The 19319-nt window shown below is 38.3% G+C and carries 16 protein-coding genes; 15 read left to right on the top strand and 1 reads right to left on the bottom strand.

What is annotated here, in order from left to right; genetic code table 11:
• The 5 genes from G7058_RS08030 (at position 1) to G7058_RS08050 (ending at position 7116) form a co-directional block, all read left to right on the top strand.
• Positions 1-1089, top strand: a complete 1089-nt coding sequence (locus G7058_RS08030) for an ABC transporter ATP-binding protein (RefSeq protein ID WP_166063039.1) — start codon at positions 1-3, stop codon at positions 1087-1089.
• Positions 1073-2008, top strand: coding sequence for an ABC transporter ATP-binding protein (locus G7058_RS08035; protein ID WP_166063040.1), 936 nt, complete (start codon positions 1073-1075; stop codon positions 2006-2008). The genes G7058_RS08030 and G7058_RS08035 overlap by 17 nt, the downstream gene beginning before the upstream one ends.
• Positions 2009-2518: 510 nt before the next feature.
• On the top strand, positions 2519-3232 hold the full coding sequence (locus G7058_RS08040) for a PDDEXK family nuclease (protein WP_166063041.1): 714 nt from the start codon (positions 2519-2521) through the stop codon (positions 3230-3232).
• A 14-nt stretch (positions 3233-3246) separates the two neighbouring features.
• Positions 3247-4521 (top strand): RNA polymerase subunit sigma-70, encoded by a 1275-nt coding sequence (locus G7058_RS08045; RefSeq protein WP_166063042.1) that lies wholly within the window; start codon positions 3247-3249, stop codon positions 4519-4521.
• 3 nt (positions 4522-4524) lie between these two features.
• Positions 4525-7116: an SNF2-related protein gene (locus G7058_RS08050; protein ID WP_166063043.1), complete on the top strand. Its 2592-nt coding sequence runs from the start codon at positions 4525-4527 to the stop codon at positions 7114-7116.
• Between the two features lie 86 nt (positions 7117-7202).
• Here G7058_RS08050 and dcm read toward each other — a convergent pair whose 3' ends face one another.
• Positions 7203-8429, bottom strand: coding sequence for a DNA (cytosine-5-)-methyltransferase (gene dcm, locus G7058_RS08055; RefSeq protein ID WP_166063044.1), 1227 nt, complete (start codon positions 8427-8429; stop codon positions 7203-7205).
• A gap of 190 nt (positions 8430-8619) precedes the next feature.
• Between dcm and G7058_RS08060 the strand changes: the two genes are divergently transcribed.
• The 10 genes from G7058_RS08060 (at position 8620) to G7058_RS08105 (ending at position 19114) form a co-directional block, all read left to right on the top strand.
• Positions 8620-9990, top strand: a complete 1371-nt coding sequence (locus tag G7058_RS08060; RefSeq protein ID WP_227004410.1) for a Sau3AI family type II restriction endonuclease — start codon at positions 8620-8622, stop codon at positions 9988-9990.
• Between the two features lie 20 nt (positions 9991-10010).
• Positions 10011-10862 carry an HNH endonuclease gene (locus tag G7058_RS08065; RefSeq protein WP_166063045.1) on the top strand — a complete coding sequence of 284 codons (852 nt, stop codon included), beginning with the start codon at positions 10011-10013 and terminating at the stop codon, positions 10860-10862.
• An 18-nt stretch (positions 10863-10880) separates the two neighbouring features.
• Positions 10881-12050, top strand: a complete 1170-nt coding sequence (locus G7058_RS08070) for a GNAT family N-acetyltransferase (protein WP_166063046.1) — start codon at positions 10881-10883, stop codon at positions 12048-12050.
• A gap of 18 nt (positions 12051-12068) precedes the next feature.
• Positions 12069-12959 carry a diacylglycerol/lipid kinase family protein gene (locus G7058_RS08075; RefSeq protein WP_166063047.1) on the top strand — a complete coding sequence of 297 codons (891 nt, stop codon included), beginning with the start codon at positions 12069-12071 and terminating at the stop codon, positions 12957-12959.
• A 48-nt stretch (positions 12960-13007) separates the two neighbouring features.
• On the top strand, positions 13008-13379 hold the full coding sequence (locus tag G7058_RS08080; protein WP_166063048.1) for a hypothetical protein: 372 nt from the start codon (positions 13008-13010) through the stop codon (positions 13377-13379).
• A 484-nt stretch (positions 13380-13863) separates the two neighbouring features.
• Entirely contained in the window at positions 13864-14949 is a 1086-nt protein-coding gene (locus G7058_RS08085; protein ID WP_166063049.1) for an ABC transporter permease, read from the top strand.
• 9 nt (positions 14950-14958) lie between these two features.
• Positions 14959-15648 (top strand): ABC transporter ATP-binding protein, encoded by a 690-nt coding sequence (locus tag G7058_RS08090; RefSeq protein ID WP_166063050.1) that lies wholly within the window; start codon positions 14959-14961, stop codon positions 15646-15648.
• Between the two features lie 88 nt (positions 15649-15736).
• Positions 15737-16153 carry a VOC family protein gene (locus G7058_RS08095; protein ID WP_166063051.1) on the top strand — a complete coding sequence of 139 codons (417 nt, stop codon included), beginning with the start codon at positions 15737-15739 and terminating at the stop codon, positions 16151-16153.
• 72 nt (positions 16154-16225) lie between these two features.
• Positions 16226-17059, top strand: a complete 834-nt coding sequence (locus G7058_RS08100) for an alpha/beta fold hydrolase (protein WP_166063052.1) — start codon at positions 16226-16228, stop codon at positions 17057-17059.
• Between the two features lie 294 nt (positions 17060-17353).
• Positions 17354-19114, top strand: coding sequence for a glycoside hydrolase family 3 protein (locus G7058_RS08105; protein WP_166063053.1), 1761 nt, complete (start codon positions 17354-17356; stop codon positions 19112-19114).
• Positions 19115-19319: the final 205 nt, after the last annotated feature.

Below are 19319 nucleotides of genomic sequence, written 5' to 3' on the forward strand. Positions count from 1 at the left end.
ATGGCACGAGAGAAAGTATTGGAAATAAGAGATTTAACCATCAGCTTTAAGACGCATGGCGGGAAGTTACAGGCTGTCCGCGGTATTGATTTGGACTTGTATCGTGGGGAGACAATCGCGATTGTAGGCGAATCAGGGAGCGGTAAGTCTGTGACCGTAAAGGCCATCATGGGTATTTTAAGTAAGAATGGTCAGATTGAAAAAGGTGAAATCAATTACACCTATCAGGATAAAGAAGTAGAAGTAACTAAAAACATTTTAGAATTTTCGAAAAAGCAAATGCGGAAGACGATTAACGGCAAACGTATTGCGATGATTTTCCAGGATCCGATGACGTCTTTGGACCCAACGATGAGTATCGGAAATCAAGTGATGGAAGGCATGCGGACGCATTACAAAACGCCGAAGAAAGAAGCGTATGAAAAAGCAGTGCGTTTGTTGGAACTGGTTGGGATTACGAATCCGGAAGAACGGATGAAGAGCTACCCGCACCATTTGTCAGGCGGAATGCGCCAACGGATTGTAATTGCGATTGCCCTTGCTTGTGACCCGGATGTTCTGATTTGTGACGAACCGACGACAGCGTTGGATGTAACGATTCAAGCGAAGATTTTGGAATTGATTAAAGATATTCAAAGGAAAACCGGTATTTCCGTTATTTATATTACCCATGACCTCGGTGTTGTGGCGAAAGTGGCGGATTATGTAAATGTGATGTATGCCGGCCGTATTGTGGAAAAAGGTACGACGGATGAAATCTTTTATAATCCGCAACACCCTTATACATGGGGCTTGCTATTGGCGATGCCGGACTTGGATACGAAAACGAGCAAACTTTATTCAATTCCAGGCAATCCGCCGAACATGGCTAAAGAAATGACGGGCGATCCATTCTATCCCCGCAATGCTTACGCTTTACATATTGATAAAGAAAAAGAACCGGATCTTATGAAAGTGACTGATTCTCATTTTGCCGCTACGTGGTTGCTGAGTGAAGATAGTCCGGCGTATACGTTGCCGGCAGAATTGGTTGAACGTATCGAGCGGATGAAGGGAAAGGAGGAAGTAGCGCATGGCATTACAAGTTGAACCACTGTTACAAGTGAAAGATTTGAAGCAATATTTTAAGGTCAACCGTAATTATACGGTGAAAGCTGTGGACGGTATTTCCTTTGACATTTATCCGGGTGAAACGTACGGATTGGTAGGGGAATCAGGAAGCGGGAAGTCAACGATTGGCCGCTCTGTCATTCGTCTCCATGATATTACGGACGGCGCGATTAACTTTAACGGGCAGGACATTTCGGGAAAATTAAAAAGTGAGACCAACAGTATGTTGCGTACGAAGATGCAGATGATTTTCCAAGATCCGATGGCGAGCTTGAATCCGCGTAAAAATGTGATGGATATTGTTGCACACGGCTTGGATATTCAAGGGACGGCGGGTACGAAGAACGAGCGAGCACAAAAGGTAATGGATATCTTGGAACGTGTTGGTTTGTCCCGTGATTTTGCAGGTCGTTTCCCAAGTCAATTCTCAGGTGGGCAGCGTCAACGTTTGGGTATTGCCCGGGCATTGATTATGAATCCGGATTTAATTATTGCGGATGAGGCAATCAGTGCGTTGGATGTGTCTATCCAAGCGCAAATCGTGAACTTGATGAAAGAGATTCAAGAGGAAACGAATATTGCGTATCTGTTCATTGCGCATGATTTATCAATGGTTCGCTACATTTCTGATCGAATTGGGGTTCTACATTTGGGCCATATGATTGAAACAGGCACGACTGAAGAAATCTTCAACAATCCTATTCACCCGTATACGAAATCTTTAATTTCCGCTATCCCACATCCAAACCCGATTGTTGAACGCAAACGCGTGGCATTGTCTTATGACTATGAAACGAGCGGATTGGATTATAACGCAGGCAGCCAACATCTCATCGATGGTACTCACTACGTTCTTGGTACAGATGAAGATGTCGAAAAATGGCAAGCCGAAGATTAACTGCATATGAAACATCCTCCTACCAAACAGGTACGCGCAGTAGTGGCGTGTGCCTGTTTGGTTTTTTGTGTGGATGGGAAGAATGCGAATTTTATTGGTTTGGATAGGGGTGAAGTTCGCTTCGGGAGGAAATCCCTTCCGAAATACGCACTGCTTGTGAGTAGCCATGGGACCGCTTGGAGCCCAGGTCTCCAAGCTTGAAAGCCTCAAAAGCCCCGTAGCCACTAAAGTGGAACGGGGCTTAATTCGCATTTCATCCTTTTCATGGCTCTCACGCGGTGCTATTTCTGCAGGGATTTCTTATTTAATCAAAAAAGGAAACTACTATATAAATAATAAAACAAGGTACGTTAATATTATTATATTTATTTACGCATTGAGTTATATTAGATGATATAATGTAAGGGTAATCATAATTTAATCAATAATGAAAAACTAATAAATTAAATTTATGTTATTCCTGAACTTAAATTTTGAACTGTAAAGTCATCAGTGAAAGGGAGATAACAAATGCTTACCGATGAAAAATTATTAGAAATGGCACAAAATGAAATCGATATAAAAGTCCAAGCTTATAAAGGTGTAAAAGTTTCTACAATAAAAAAGGAAATTCTTGAATTAACTTTACTAGATAATAAAGCCTCGTTTGTTGAGCTATCAAAAAAGATGTTAAGTTTGAAAAGTAATCAGTTTTTTCTATGTGATGAAAAAATAGATGCCGTATTAAAGACTGTTCGTATTACAGGAAATGAAAAACCAGCAGAGTCAATGTCTTTTATGCCTATAGATTTTCAAGAATGGGTATCGTGCGGAAGTTGGGAAGATAATTCACTGTATCGCTACTTTAAGAAGAAAACTCTAGTCTTATTTATATTTCAACAATATCCACTTGGACAAAGAGTAGCTGATGATGAGATGACATTTTTAGATGCAGTGGTTTGGAAAATGACAGACTATGATATTAATAATGGATTAAAAGAGGTATGGGAAGAAGTATGTAGACTTATTAATACTGGAGAACTAGAAATTACTCCGACAAGGCAAAAAAGTGGAAAAATAATAAATAAAAATAATTTGCCGTCAGCTAAATTTAATTATTTAGGACATTTACGCCCAGGAGGAGTAAATGGAGAAGATAAAACAAAATTGCCCACGGGACAGTATTTAGTTAAACAAAGATTTTGGTTTAATAAAGAATATGTAAATGAAATTATTGAAAGATAAAGGGTGAATGTAATATGTCAAAAATAGATTTGATTAAATTATACAATCAAGGAATAGTTAAAAAAGGAGTTCATAATCTGAACGTTCCAATTAAAAAATTCAATGGAGAAAGTTATAGTGGGGAAACTTACATGATTCCATTGGAGTATCTATATTACAACGATCAAAATGGGAGAATAGGAGTTGCTCTTTCAGAGTATGAAAGTACTAATGGTCGAATAATTCCTGGACATAATGAAGAGTACAATCTAGCAATTCAAAATATGATTATAAATGATGGAGAAAATTCGACAAAAAAAGAGATGGAAAAATTAAAAAGAGATATGCATGTGAAAGGTCAACAAGAGGCAGGTTATGTCTTAAAAGATGGTAGAGTTATTGATGGCAATCGACGTTTTACTGCTAAAAGGCTGTTACAACAAGATGCAGATATTACTGGTGATCAGTATTTTGAAGCCGTAATATTAAATGATCTATCTTTTAAAAACCATGATGACCAAAAGAAAATAAAATCTTTAGAGTTGCAAATTCAGTTTGGCAAGCTTGGTAAAGTAGATTATCATGCTATTGATAGAGCAATAGATGCTTATAAGACCGTAAAAGTAAATAATATAATGACTGCAAAAGAATACTCTGAGTATGCAGGATTTGGGTCAACAAATGAAGTAAACAAAAGAATACTAGAAGCTGAATTAATTGTGAGGTTTTTAGAATTCTCCAATGCTGACCCTGAAAATTATGCATTAGCTAAGCAACTAGAGTTAGACGGCCCTATACAAGATTTAATACCTCAATACAAAAAGTTTAAAGGCCAAGATAACGAAACTCAGCTTTTAGATTCTATATTTACCAAAATATTACAAATTAGAATAACTAAAGAAGATTATAAAAAATCATACCGAGAAATTGTGAAAAATGTGGTTGGAACAAAGAAAGAAAGTAATTTCATTGAAGAAATGGAAGACGTTACTGATTTAATTGTTGATGCTTTAGATAGTAGTGAGCCCATAAAGAGTAATATTGAATTAACCTCCGTGCTTGCTAGTAATAAATCAATTTCCACAGCTTTGTCTGAGGTTCAAGATATTACAGGTAAATTTTCAGAGTCAGTAAAGAATCATAAGGAAAGAACTATGCCTATAACGTTGATGACAAGAGCTATTAATAGTTTAAGTTCTATAGATATATCAGTTATCCCTCATTTAGAGTCGAAAGATAAATACCAATTATTGAACAAACTAGAAGAGCTAAAGTTCTATATAGATGCTATAAAATCGGCAGGTGAATAACTAATGTTAAAATCATTGCAAAATGATATTAAAGGAAGTTACAACTCCCTTTCGAATGATATTCCTAGAGAGTTTTACAATCCTATTCTTGCAAAATCTAAAGAGTATAAGCGTGTTAGTGGTTATTTTTCTTCCAAAGCTCTATCGCTATATTCTGAAGGATTAGACAGGCTAGCTGAGAATAATGGGAAAATGAAATTAATAATCTCGCAAGACATTTCTCAAGGCGATTATAATCAGATAAAAGAGGGATATAGATTACGCTCGCAGGACGAGAGGTTAACCGATGTTGATAAAAAACGACTAGGTAATTTAGCTTTTTTGATTGCTAGTAATAGAGCTGATATTAAGTTTGGATTTGTTAATAACGGATTATTTCATACAAAATGGGGTCTATTTGAAGACGAACGAGGGGACAAGGTATATTTCAATGGTTCATTAAATGAAACGGCCAGAGGAATCGAGAATAATTATGATTCATTTGATGTAGATTTTTCATGGGATACAAGTGTTAACGTTAGAGAAAGAATCACACAAAAAACTACTGAGTTCGATATTTTATGGAATAATCTCCATGATGTTATAAAAGTAAAAAATGCTAATGATGTTATTTATGAACTAATTGGAAATTACAATATAGGTAAGATTCAAAAAAACTATACACTAGAATCCAATATGGTAGTGTTCGATATGGATGCTGATAATTTCTATTTAATTGATAAAACAAATGAAGAAACTATCGGCAAAAAGTCTTTCAAAAATAAACTTATTTATTATGTTGACGATGAAAAAGGATATCCTTATTTTAGGGGAGATTTTGATTATAAGACTGTAGAAAAAATTATTGATAATGCTCAAAAACAGACTATTAAGAATGGTTATGAATTTATTATAACCCCAGAAGTTAAAAGATTTATTAACTCACAAAGATATTCAATTAATGAATATAGAAAATCAGGGCTTACACTTAAAGAAATGGATTTGGCTATATGGGGAGAAGAATTCCGAGAGTTTTCAGAAATCGTTTCCGATGAAGTTGTTCGTCCTATGAAAAAAGCCCAACTACAAGCAGCAATGTATATGCTTACCCAAAAAAGAGCAGCTAACTTTTCTGTCCCTGGTTCTGGGAAAACCGCAATGGTACTTTCAATATTTGCATATCTAAATAGTATAAAAAAGAAGACTCCAATAAAAAGAATCTTAGTGATTTGTCCAATAAACGCATTTATGTCATGGATAGATGAATTTAAGTTTGTTTTTGGAAGTAAAAAGCAACTGAAGCAACTAAGTGTTCATGATGAAAAAGTGAACGGAAATATTTATGCTTTTGAGACTTTCTGGGTAGACTCAAACTTGGTACTCGTAAACTATGAATCATTAAACAAGTTCCAAGACTCAATTATAAAATGTTTAGAGACGACGAAAGATACCATGATTGTCTATGATGAGGTTCATCGAGTAAAAGGTATCGAATCGAAACGTGCAATTTCTGCCTTAGAAATAGCGGATAAAGCTGATTATAGATATGTTCTGACGGGAACTCCAATCCCTAATAGTTACCTAGATATCTATAATTTCTTGAATATTCTTTATAAAAATGAATATAATTCTTATTTTGGATTTGATTACAAATTACTGAATAATCCAGATCAGTATGAGATTGAAGAAATAAATGAAAAATTAAAACCATATTACTGGAGGACTAGTAAAGAAGATTTAGGCGTTCCTAAAGCAGAAGCGGATCATATTATTGAAGTTCGACCAAGTCAAGAGCAAGAAAGATTGTCCCAAATTATATACACCAAAACGGAAAATAGTTTGGCCGTTTGGATTAGGATGATTCAGTTATCCACAAATCCTGAACTAATTAATCAAGTTATTAACTATAATGATTTAGGTTATAGTGATGCCGATACGTTCGAAGATGAATCTTATGACCAAATGGGTGAAAGGTTTAGGAAGGAACTAGAAGAAAGCATACATAATGCTTCCGTAGGAGAAGTGAAGGATTGGGACTTATCTAAGATAGAGTCACCTAAGTTTACAAGGGGAATAGACTTAGTATTAGAGTTGGTTCGCGAAGGGAAAAAAGTTGTTGTTTGGGGCCTTTTCGTTGATACTTTAAAAAAAATAACAAAGAGTCTTGAGAAGCATGGAATAAAGGTAGGTTTGATTTATGGTGGAACCCCAAAAGAAGAACGAGAAAATATGATAAACACTTTTAAAGAATCAAACGAGAGTATCACAGTGTTGGTATCAAATCCTAATACTTTAGGTGAGTCAGTTTCTCTACATACTGTTGCTCATGATGCAGTATACTTTGAATATAATTATAACTTGACCTTTATGCTGCAGTCACGTGATAGGATACATCGACTAGGACTAAAGAAAGATGATAAAACAAATTACTATTATCTTATGACTGTCTCAGATAAAGAAATGTTTAACTTCATTGATCAAAAGATATATACAAGATTGAACGAAAAATCTGAACGAATGATTGCAGCGATAGACGGTGAATTCTTAATTCCTGAATTCGAAGATGATGAAATCGAAGAGATGAAAAGAATTATTTATTCAGAACGTGGATATTAATAAAGCAAAAAAGATAGATGTGGGCTTTTAATCCATATCTATCTTTTAGTTTAGTTATTTACTCTACTTTGAAGTTTCTAACTAGTTTAATTTTTAGGGTTTGCTTCTAATATAGCAATCCCTTGCCCCAAACGCTCTATAACGCCGGTGACAAGTGCATTACCCATACAGAAATATCTCATGCGATTATGCATGGTATTTGTCCAGTCATCAGGGAATCCATTCAATCTTTCACATTCGACAGGAGTTAAGAATCGAATACGTCCATCAACTTCTACAATATGTGTGCTTCGATTGATGCTAGCCTCGCTTGTAAGCATTGTTCTTCCAGGCTTTTCTAAAGAGTCAGTCAAGGACATACTGCCTTCAGAAAAGATATATTCGTGACCAGTAGCACTGGTTCGTTTGATTTTTTTTGGTCCTTTTAGATAAACAAACTTCTCAAGTTGCTCAGGAGATAGATAGTATTTTTCATCGACTGTCTCTTCTGGAACAAGTATTTCACCCAGAGTCGTGGGATTGACGTAAACAGCTTCTGTTTCGATTGTCGTGAACTTGCCATCTCGCATGATACCCGTATTAAAGATAGGTGTGGAGAAGGAATCGGAAATATCTACGATATCGTCAGATAGAGTTCCAACAGCATGGCGTTTCTTCACTATATGGGTCTGAACTGGGAATAATTCAGCAAACAAACCAGTTGAGAAGATGATATTCTCATCTAAATCTTCTGCTAATTTTTTTGAATAGTTATCATCGTTACGATAAGCAAAAATAAAAACTCTTCTTCTGCGTTGAGCAAATCCATACTCAGCAGCATTGATTACTCGCCATTGGACGGAGTAACCTAAGTTATTAAATGCTCCTAGCATAATAGAAAAATCTCTACCTCTTTGTGTAGAAGGAGATTTTAATAGGCGGTCAACGTTTTCTAACAGAACATACTTAGGGTTAGAGAGTTCGATTGCTCTTACAATTTCCCAAAATAACACGCCTTTTTTACCTTGAATACCCAACTCACCAGACAGTGATCGCGCAACAGAGTAGTCTTGGCAAGGGAAACCACCGACAATCATATCAATTTCTTTGTCGGTATAAAATGAGTCTGGGACTTCAGAAATGTCTTCGTTTAAATTTAGGCTGTCAGGAAAGCGTGCGTCATAACAATCGAATGCTTCTTGTGCTTTCTTGGAAGGTTCCCATTGATTAGCCCACTTTGTCTGAAATAAATTTTCATCAGCTCGTTCGAGCCCGACACGAAACCCACCAACCCCAGCAAACATTTCGAATATATGTAGTGGTTTAGTTGTCATTATTTGATACGAACATCCTTTCGGTTATGAATAAATCTATTATACATGATTTGGTAAAAAAGATCAATATTAGATACGAAATTACGTTAACATATTGTTTAAGGGATATAAATCTAAATGCTTACATACTTTTTATTACGGTATAATAAAGGAAACGCATACAAATATATTAAACTAATTGGTGGTGTGAATGATGGAATATGAAACGGTAGAACAAGTTTTAGCAAAATCAAAAGAAGCTGAAGGTAAACGTTTCGGCGATTATGATATTAATAAACGCCTGGATTCAAGAGGGAATAAAGGTGGTCTCGGCCAGGTTATTGAAGAGGGTTTATTTGAGTATCAAATTAATAGTGATTCTTCTGCCGATTTTGGTGAGTTAGGAATTGAATTAAAAGTTACACCTGTAAAAATAAATAGAAATAAAACTATTTCAGCAAAAGAACGACTGGTTTTAAATATCATCAATTACATGAATGAATATGACAAAAAATTTGAAGAATCTTCATTTTGGCAAAAAAATAAAAAGCTACTCATGATGTTTTATTTGTGGGAAAAAGATATAGAACGTAGAGATTATAAAATTTTGAAGTCACTTCTGTATAGTTTTCCCGCTGCAGATTTAGAAATTATAAGGCAAGATTGGGAAATAATAATTGGGAAAATCCGAGCTGGGAAAGCGGAAGAATTATCAGAGGGAGATACGCTTTACTTAGCTGCCTGTACAAAAGGTGCCAATAGAAGTTCATTACGTAAGCAACCATTTTCTGAAGCTTTAGCAATGCAACGGGCTTATTCACTCAAAGCATCCTATATGACAGTTTTAATAAGGCAGAAATTAAGTAATGAAAAAGTAATTTCGTTTGCAAAAGCTAATGAGTTACGAACAAAAACACTAGAAGAACTTTTATATGAAAAATTTGATCCATATTTAGGGAAAACAGTTTCTGAAATTAGTAATGAGATAGATTACGCCATTAACATGTCCAACAAGTCTGCCATACCAAATATGATCAGTCGTATCTTAGGAATAACAGGAACTAGACTAGATAAGATTGAAGAATTTGAGAAAGCTAATATTCAGTTTAAGACTATCCGCTTAGAACCAGATGGTATCCCAAAAGAACATATGTCATTTGAAAATATCGATTTTAATTATTGGCTTGAATCAGAATGGGAAGATTCTCAATTGTATGAGAAATTTGAGCCGACCAAATTCCTATTTATTGTCTTTCAATATAGTCAAACGAAAGACGAAAATCCGGAAAGAGAGCCTGTGTTCAAAACCATAAAGTTATGGAATATGCCAGAAAAAGTTATTAACGAAGAACTAAAAAAAATGTGGATAGAAGTCAAAAACATTTTGAGTGAGGGAGTCCAACTTGTAGATAAAGGAAATAGGGTCTTAAATAACCTTCCTAAACCAAAATCTAATGGAGTCGTGCATATACGACCAAAGGCAAAAGACGGTTCAGATAAAACGGATCTTCCTGATGGACAAAGAATTACAAAACAGTGCTATTGGTTAGATAGAGAGTATGTAGCAAAAATTATTAAGTAGTAATAGAGGAGTGCATCTTAATGAGCAAGTTCCGGAAGATACCTGCGACTGACGAAGCGTACAAGCAAACAAAGATTAGGTTTGCTGATATCTATGAGGATTTTATAAGATTCAATTTATCTATTCAGGATAAGGAAAAAGTTAAGTCAGTGAGCGGAAAGCCTGATTCGTATGCGCGCTACTTAATTAGATTAGTTATACTCTATGAAGAAATAATCGGAGATAAACTACTGGAAATTAAAACATTTGAAGCTATTAAGAAAATTGAAATTCTAAGAGATGCATTCAAAGATGAATTCTGCATTTACAATATCAGGGAGGCTAGATTTCCTAATGCTGCTTTAAATTCTTTTATCAGTTATGTAGCATATTTGAATAGTGAATCTGAAGAAATGATAGACAATGAATTAAACTATGATATTAATAAGCTAGATTTTGGTGAAGATATTATAGAAGAAACATCTGCTCTATATGAGAGGCCTCAGAAAAAGAAACCAAAGATAAAAGTAGGTTCATTATACGTTTATCCGCGTAATCGTTTAGTTGTGTATAAGGCAAAAATGAAGTGTAATTGGCAATGTGAGTTCAATAATCAACATGAAACTTTTACAAGTATGGCTAACAAAAAACCTTATTTAGATGCACATCACTTGATTCCCATGGCTACGCAAGACTACTATGATAATACAATAGATTTTACAGATAATGTCGTTTGCCTTTGTCCGACTTGTCATAGCAGAATTCATCATGCAATAATTCCACAAAAATTAGAAATGATTGAAGTTTTGTATGATAAGCGTAAAGACTTATATCAAAGGCACGAAATCGATATAAATAAGCAAAAACTGGAAAGTTACTATGGTATTTTTTAATCCCGAAAGGAGTCTTTTATGCATTTTCAAATAATTTCGAAGTCAGAGATAGATGAAGTAGTTAAGCTGAGAAGATACTGTTTTGAGCCGGTTCATGCGAACGCGACGGATGAGGATATGTTGCCGTGGCTGGAGCAGGGCGCGATTATAGGTGGTTATGATGGTAAGCAGTTGGCGACGCAGTTAGTTGTGTTTCCTTTTGTCTCGAATGTTTTTGGGGTTGAAATGAAGATGGGCGGCATTGGCTGGGTATCGACGTATCCGGAGTACCGTTCAGGTGGGCATACGTCGCAATTAATGCGCGAGTCTTTGGCGAAAATGCGTGCGGATGGACAGGTATTGTCTACGCTGGCGCCATTTTCTGAATCGTTCTATCGGAAGTTTGGTTGGGACGTTTATTTTGAAAATACGGAGTATCGCATTCCTTCTGATGCATTAACTTTGAGAGAATCGGAATCTGGTCGTGTGGTTCGTTTTAACTACACTGAAAAAGGCGAATGGTTTGAAAAAGTAAAGACATTCCACAATGAGGTGGTGCGGACTCTAAATGGTCAGATTTTCCGTGATAATGACTGGTGGCAACGTCTGGAAGACCGTGCTCCGGAAGATCATTTTGTGGTAAGTTTGGATGCGGATGGCCTGATTGAGGGGTACATACGTTATAACACGAAGGATGAAACGTTCCGAATCAAAGACTTTTATTCGATAAACGTGCATTCGGACCGGGTGTTGTGGGGCTATGTGCGTTCACACAGCTCTCAAGTTGAAGAAGTTGTCGGCACGATGCCGGCACACAGTTCTTTTCCGGTTATTTTTAAGGAACCGAATGTGGAACGGAAAGTTTACTTTGATAAGATGATTCGGATTGTGGATGTGGAAGCTTTCTTGAAGCTGTATCCGTTTGTTGAGCTGGAAGAAACGTTACACGTGAAAGTGAATGATTCGCAGGCGGAGTGGAACGACGCCTTTTTCCAGATTGGTCTGGATGGGTCAGTGGAAAAGGTGCTGGATGCGCCGGGGGATAAGGTTCTGGAAATGGACATCGGAGCGTTTTCGACGCTGATGGTTGGGTTCCACGGGATTGATTGGTATGAGCGCAATGGGCAGGCGAAGGTTGCTCCTTTGCTGGTGCCCGTGTGGCGGAAGGCGTTAGCGGCCGGTTATCCGAGTATAAATGAGAACTTTTAATAAAAGGATGTGTTTAGGATGGGGAAAGTTTTATTAGTAGTGAATCCTTCCTCGGGTCAGGAAGCGGGAAAACGTTATGCTGACTCTGTGGCCGAGGCGTTAGAGAAAAAATATTCTGAGGTTGTTGCGAAGTATACGGAAAAAGCGGGTGATGCGACGGCGTTTGCGAAGGAAGCGGCGCAAGAGCGTTATGAGGCTGTTTTTGTGATGGGTGGCGACGGAACGGTTAATGAAGGCGTAAGTGGATTAGCCGAAGAAGCGTATCGTCCGAAGTTTAGTTTTATTCCGCTGGGGACAGTGAATGATTTGGGGCGTTCGCTCGGAATCTCGATGAATCCGGAAGAGGCAATCAGTCAGTTGGATCGTTTGGTTGAGAAGAAATTAGATGTTGGCAAGATTAATAATCATTACTTTATCGATGTCGTCGCGATTGGGACGATTCCGGAGGCTGTTCAGGCAGTAGAGCCGGAACAGAAGACAAAACTAGGATCGTTCGCTTATGTTCTGGAAGGGCTGAAAGCTGTTCGGGATAATAAGAGTTATCTGTTCGATATGACGATTGACGATGAAAAGATTCAAGAAGAGTCAATGGCGGTATTAATTGCCTTGACGAATTCGGTCGGGGGCATGGAAACGTTGTTGCCGAATGCTTCTTATGATGATGGGAAGTTGCATCTGATTGTTTTGAAAGGCGATAATCTGGTGGACAAGGTGAGCTTGCTACCGAAGATTTTCTCTGGAAAAGCAATGGATGACCATAATGTGCTGTACCGTGCATTTGAGAAGGGGCATTTTTCTGTTGAAGACGGGGATGACTTGGTAACAAATGTAGACGGTGATCCGGGTGATAAGTTACCACTGGATATTACTGTATTACCGCAGCATTTAACGGTATTGGTACCAGAATAGGCTGTAGCGGTTGAGCTAGTTTTAAAAATATTCGGGAGTGTGTGGCTTATGCAAGTGAAAATCGTACGTAATACAGGGGTCTATGGCAGTGCCGGGCGTATGAATGTTAAAGTGGACGGGGAAATTGTGGGGCGTATTGTTCATGGTGAGCGATCTTACTTTCCCCTGAAAAATAAAACAGGAAAGCTGCAAGTTCAAATTTTAGGTTCTAAAAGTAATGTTTTGGATGTGACAGATGGGGATGTTGTTGAGTTGACGACTGTTCCTAGGGCGAGGCACGTCTGGTTTGTGAGCTTTCTGTTTATGCTTGCAATTGTGGCCGTAACGGATCGGGTCTTGAAGCTTTCCTTGTTCAGTGTGGTTATTTTGATAAATCTGAGTAAGTTTTTCTGGAATGAATATAGAATAGTGAAAAAATGATAGCAGTGGCTGATTCATTTTTTAGTTTTTTGTAGTAAAGGGTTTTATAAGTTTCTGGGGGAACGTCATTCATTGTGTAGACGTGCAAAGGTCAGTGAAGAAGTGAAGACCTATGCACTAAAAACTTGAAAAAGGTGCAAAGTTCAGTTAAAAAAGACTAACTCTTGCACTATTTACCGCGAAAGCGTGCAGAAGTCAGTCTAAATCAACCAACCTTTGCACGCTGTCTGTAGGCATTTCTGACCTAAAGTATAAATGAGGATTGTTAGATAAATAAAAAAGCATTGGATGCTTATTCTGAAACTGTTCAGAATAGGAGTTTCCGATGCTTTTTTTCTTGGGAGGTGATTGGTTTGAGGGGATCTAGGGTGGTTTAATTACGCTATGAGATTTTTTTAAAAGTTCTGAGCACATTATTTTGAATTAAACTTATCAGATGATAAAATATTAAAGGTAAACATGAGAATTTGGGAGAGGTGAAAGAATGTTTTTAGCTTGGAATGAAATTAAGCACGCAAAACTACGCTTTACATTGATTATCGGGGTTATGACTTTGATTTCGTATTTGGTATTTTTCTTAGTAGGATTAGCGTACGGATTAGCAATGGATAACCGCACGAGTGTTGATAAGTGGGATGCATCGGGAATTGTTTTGACGGATGAATCAAATGCGAATATCAACATGTCCATGATGCCGCGGAGTTTAGCGGACGATGTGGATGCGGATGAGGTAGCGATTTTGGGGCAAGCACCTAACGTTGTCAGAAAAGAAGGCGAAACGGGCGAAGATGCAAAAATTAACGTGACGTTCTTCGGGATTGAGAAGGATCAATTTTTGATGCCGGATTTAATCGATGGTGAGGAATTCACTGAGGATTATGAAGTTATTGCTGATATCAGTTTGCAGGAAGAGTTCGGTATTGAACTGGGCGATGTTTTGAAAATGGCTGGTTCTGAATTGGAAGTTGAAGTTGTTGGATTTACTGAAGACGCGAAATTTAACGTAGCGCCGGTTCTATATACAACGGTAAATACGTACCAAGATGTTCGTTTTGGTCAAATCGATGAATCTGAGGAAGGACGCATCAGTGCAATTATTGCACGTGATGAATCTTTCTCAGATATAGAATTGGATAATGAAGACTTGCGCTCTTATTCAATCAAGGAATATATTGAAGAGATTCCTGGCTATATGGCGCAAGTGTTAACGTTCGGATTGATGATTGGTTTCTTGATCGTGATTGCAGCAATCGTAATCGGAATCTTTATGTATGTACTGACGGTTCAAAAATCGAGCCTGTTCGGCGTTATGAAGGCTCAAGGAATTTCAACTGCCTATATTGCGAAGTCAGTCGTTGCACAGACCTTCATTTTGGCGGCAGTGGGTGTCGGAATCGGCCTTATTTTAACGGTCGGCACAGCCTTTGTATTGCCGGCTACAGTTCCGTATTCAACAAACATTATTTTCTTGGCAGTGATTACGGGAATGTTGATTCTGTTTGCGGTATTGGGTGCTTTCTTCTCAGTACGTGCGATTGCCAAAATAGATCCGCTAGAAGCGATCGGTTAGGAGGTTCATATGAAATTAATAGATGCAGTAGACGTTTCGAAAAAGTTTGATGATGGTGGTAAAGAAATTGAAGCGCTGAAGAAAACGAACTTCTCCGTTTCAGCTGGCGAATTCGTCGCAATTATTGGGCCGAGTGGTTCGGGTAAGAGTACATTGCTGACGATTTTGGGTGGTTTACAAACGCCGACGACCGGAAAAGTTGAAATTCAAGAGAAGGAATTTAGTGAAGTCAGTGACAAAAAACGTACGAAGTTACGTTTTGAGGAAATTGGTTTTATTTTACAAGCTTCGAACTTGGTGCCTTTCTTGAAAGTACGCGACCAGTTACGTTTGGTTAATAAAGTGAACGGTACGAAATTCGATTCGGAAAAGAATAAAGAATTGATGGATGGACTGGGAATTGAAGAGTTAGAAAATAAATACCCAAGTGATTTGTCAGGTGGTCAAAGACAACGTGTGGCGATTGCGCGTGCGTTGTACCATGACCCGGCTGTTATCTTAGCAGATGAGCCGACTGCCAGCTTAGACACGGAGAAGGCATTCGAAGTTGTGGAAATTCTGGCTCGTGAAACGAAAGAAAAACAAAAAGCTACCATCATGGTAACCCATGACGAGCGTTTGATTTCTTATTGTGACCGCGTTTATGTCATGAAAGATGGCGTACTCAGCGAGAGAGAAAAAGAAGCAGAAAAAGAGTAATAAAAACGGAGTTGGGAGAAGGTTCCCAACTCTTTTTTTTGTGGGCTGGATGGTAGAAGTCTGCACAAGTTGATGGGAGATACATTAGGTGGACACGGACGTCTTCACCACTTGGCATTCTGGTATGGTGCACCCCAACATCTGGATGATTTATCTGAAGCATGGTGTATCCCAAGCACGTTGTATGTATATTATAGAGCCAGGTGGAAACCGTATCGAGTTGTTCGGAGATACAGGTTACCTCATCTTGGATCCAGATTACCCAACAGTCGAATGGGAAGCAAAAGATACAGAATTAGCAATTATCTGGTATGGTGGCGAATTGCCAAGTACATACTTCCGTTACGGAACGCCAGCGATTGTAGATACCGATGAGGCTTCAAATATTTACTACAACCCACTTGAAAATAAATTAAAAGAAGAGCGTGCGATTCGCAATCGCCTTGAACCAAAATTCAAGGAAGCAATTGAAGAAAAACGCCCGGAAGCTGAGCATATTAAATAACACAAACATTGCTGCTGTAAGTCCGGGATAAATTCAGCCCGGACTTTTACTTAATTTAGGAGGAATAATAACATGAGTAGACCAGAAGTAGGAAAAAGTGTAAAAACAGGTAACTTTACAACGAACTATCTAGAAGTAGGAGAAAAGAATGGCGGTACACCGTTACTATTCATTCACGGATCAGGCCCAGGTGTTTCAGCGTATGCTAACTGGCGTTTAGTATTGCCACTATTAGAAGATGTGGCACACGTGTATGCAATGGATATGATCGGCTTCGGTTTCTCAGACAAACCGACAGGTGCTGAAGTAGATTATGGTAAAGAACTGTGGACTCAACAGATTATCGATTTCTTGGATGCACTGGATATCGAAAAAGTAATTCTAGTTGGTAACTCGTTCGGTGGTTCGTTATCCTTCTCAACAGCTCTAAAAGTTCCAGACCGTGTTGAAAAGATTATTACAATGGGAGCAATGGGGCCACAAGGACAAATTCCATACGGATTAGACCAAGTTTGGGGTTACAAAGGAACAGAAGAGCATATGGTTGAATTGATCGACTTGTTCACTTACGACAAGAAATTTGCAACGAAAGAATTGGCGCATGTACGTTACGAAGCGTCAATGGAAGAAGGATTCCATGAAGCGTTTAGCTCCATGTTCCCACATCCACGCCAACCATCCGTTGATAACCTTTCGTTCCCGGATGAGACGTTCAAGAAGATTGAACATCAAACATTACTGGTACACGGTCGCGAAGATGCCGTTGTTCCAGTAACAAACTCAGAGCGTTTGATTCACTTGCTGCCAAACGCAGAGCTGCATATTTTCGGCGGCTGCGGACACTGGACGCAAATTGAGAAATCAGAAGAGTTTGCAACGCTGGTTAAGAATTTTATTAAGAAATAATAGTGAGTGATTTCGAAAGAGGCTGGGATTAATTTTCAGCTTCTTTTTGTTGCTCTTTATTAAGGGTGTGTGAATATAAATAAATTGTAACAAGAGCGATGACGTGCTTTCTAAGTCGTTAGCAAGCCATCTGAATTTAGAAAACGTTTCAATAACCGTCAATTCAAGTTGTACTAAACTTGCGACTTTTGCAAATAAGTGCAAAAGGAAAGGAAATACGGCAAAATAACTTTGCTGTTTAAAGGGTTTTCCGTTACAATTTATTTATAACAAACTGAAGGGAGTTCAAATATAATGAGAGTAGATTTAACAGCAAAGCCTTATAACTTGTCGGCAGAAGACATCAAATGGGTTGAACAGACAATCGCTGGTATGACTGAAGAGGAAAAAATCGGTCAATTATTCATCAATATGGGAGCTGAGCGTACTGAAGAGTATTTAACAGGCGTTCTGAACACGTATCACATCGGAGGGGTTCGTTACAACCCAGGTAAAGCTGATGAAGTTTACGAACAAAACAAGATTCTTCAAGAGAACAGTAAGATTCCAATGCTAATCGCTGCCAACACAGAAATGGGTGGTAACGGTGCTGCAACTGATGGAACTTACATCGGTAACGAAATCAAAGTTGCTGCTACGAATGATCCAAAATACGCTTACGAATTAGGCCGTGTTTCTGGTGTTGAAGCTGCTGCAATCGGATGTAACTGGAGTTTCGCACCAATCGTTGACTTGTTACGTAACTGGCGTAACCCAATCATCTCAACGCGTACGTGGGGTGAAGATGTAGACCAAACAATTGAATTGTCATTGGAATACATGCGTGGAATTCAAGAGAGTGGTATTGCACCAGCTGCAAAACACTTCCCTGGTGACGGAATTGACGAGCGTGACCAACATTTATCAGCTGCTCCTAACCACTATTCAACTGAAGAGTGGGACGAAACATTTGGTCGTGTTTACGGCTCATTGTTTGAAGCAGGTCTACCGTCTATTATGGCTGGACATATTGCACTTCCTTCTTACGTACGTAAATTTAATCCAGACGCAACACTTCAAGAAGCAAACATGCCTGCTACATTAAGCAAAGAAATCTTAACAGATTTGTTGCGTGAGCAAATGGGCTTCAACGGTGTTGTTGTTACTGATGCGAGCCACATGGTTGCGATGACTTCCGTAATGAAACGTAAAGATATGCTTCCACAAGCAATCGCTGCAGGTTCTGACCTGTTCTTATTCTTCAACGATCCAGACGAAGATTTCCAATGGATGCTAGAAGGCTACAAAAACGGTGTGATTACTGAAGAGCGTTTGACTGAAGCATTAACACGTATCTTAGGTATGAAAGCAATGCTTGGTCTACACAAAAAAGCGAAGACTGAAATTTTGCCGGCTAAAGAAGAAGCAATGGCTAAAATTGGTTTGCCAGAAAACTTGGCAATCGCTGAAGAAGTAGCTGACAAAGCAATCACTTTAGTGAAGAACAACGAAAACATTTTCCCAATCTCACCAGAAACGAAGAAACGCGTTCTACTTGTAGACGTTGCTGGAACAAAAGGTGGATTTGGAGCAATGATTGGGAACAACGAAAAACCATCTGCTAAGATGAAAGAAATTCTTGAAGCAGAAGGATTCGAAGTTTCAATTTGGGAATCAGCTGAAGAGCGTATCAGTGGTCTACCACTAGAAGAACGTCAAAAAGAATTGCGTAACGTTTATGCACAAAAACGTCCAATCGCTGATTTGACTGACAACTATGACTTAATCATTAACTTGGCAGTTGTTAACCCGAATACTGATCAACGTATTCAATGGCCAGCTTCGAAAGGTACGCCGGACATTCCGTTCTACGTACACGAAGTACCAACAATTTTTGTATCCTTGCAAGCGCCATTCCATTTGGCTGACGTTCCGCAAGTACAAACATATATCAACGCATACGATGCTAAAGAAATTACAATGAAAGCATTGGTTGAGAAGTTCTTGGGTCGTTCTGAGTTCGTAGGTGTATCTCCAGTAGATGCATTCTGTGGCTTCGAAGACACAAAATTCTAAGATAATAAAATTTTCACGGAGTCCTCGTGACTCCGTGTTTTTTGTAGTTTTTTTCGCAAAAGGCTCACTCAGATCGAAAAGTCAGTTTGAGTGAGCTGTTTTTTTCTCAAAAGGCTCACTCAGGGCTAAAAATCGGTTTGAGTGAGCTTTTTTTTCTCAAAAGGCTCACTCAGATCGAAAAATCAGTTTGAGTGAGCTGTTTAGT

This window comes from Jeotgalibaca porci (genome assembly GCF_011299095.1).
GTDB classification, from domain to species: Bacteria; Bacillota; Bacilli; order Lactobacillales; family Aerococcaceae; genus Jeotgalibaca; species Jeotgalibaca porci.

Coding starts and splice junctions, on each gene's coding strand:
- G7058_RS08030 (WP_166063039.1), top strand. CDS start 1: ATGGCACGAGAGAAAGTATTGGAAATAAGAGATTTAACCATCAGCTTT.
- G7058_RS08035 (WP_166063040.1), top strand. CDS start 1,073: ATGGCATTACAAGTTGAACCACTGTTACAAGTGAAAGATTTGAAGCAA.
- G7058_RS08040 (WP_166063041.1), top strand. CDS start 2,519: ATGCTTACCGATGAAAAATTATTAGAAATGGCACAAAATGAAATCGAT.
- G7058_RS08045 (WP_166063042.1), top strand. CDS start 3,247: ATGTCAAAAATAGATTTGATTAAATTATACAATCAAGGAATAGTTAAA.
- G7058_RS08050 (WP_166063043.1), top strand. CDS start 4,525: ATGTTAAAATCATTGCAAAATGATATTAAAGGAAGTTACAACTCCCTT.
- dcm (WP_166063044.1), bottom strand. CDS start 8,429: ATGACAACTAAACCACTACATATATTCGAAATGTTTGCTGGGGTTGGT.
- G7058_RS08060 (WP_227004410.1), top strand. CDS start 8,620: ATGATGGAATATGAAACGGTAGAACAAGTTTTAGCAAAATCAAAAGAA.
- G7058_RS08065 (WP_166063045.1), top strand. CDS start 10,011: ATGAGCAAGTTCCGGAAGATACCTGCGACTGACGAAGCGTACAAGCAA.
- G7058_RS08070 (WP_166063046.1), top strand. CDS start 10,881: ATGCATTTTCAAATAATTTCGAAGTCAGAGATAGATGAAGTAGTTAAG.
- G7058_RS08075 (WP_166063047.1), top strand. CDS start 12,069: ATGGGGAAAGTTTTATTAGTAGTGAATCCTTCCTCGGGTCAGGAAGCG.
- G7058_RS08080 (WP_166063048.1), top strand. CDS start 13,008: ATGCAAGTGAAAATCGTACGTAATACAGGGGTCTATGGCAGTGCCGGG.
- G7058_RS08085 (WP_166063049.1), top strand. CDS start 13,864: ATGTTTTTAGCTTGGAATGAAATTAAGCACGCAAAACTACGCTTTACA.
- G7058_RS08090 (WP_166063050.1), top strand. CDS start 14,959: ATGAAATTAATAGATGCAGTAGACGTTTCGAAAAAGTTTGATGATGGT.
- G7058_RS08100 (WP_166063052.1), top strand. CDS start 16,226: ATGAGTAGACCAGAAGTAGGAAAAAGTGTAAAAACAGGTAACTTTACA.
- G7058_RS08105 (WP_166063053.1), top strand. CDS start 17,354: ATGAGAGTAGATTTAACAGCAAAGCCTTATAACTTGTCGGCAGAAGAC.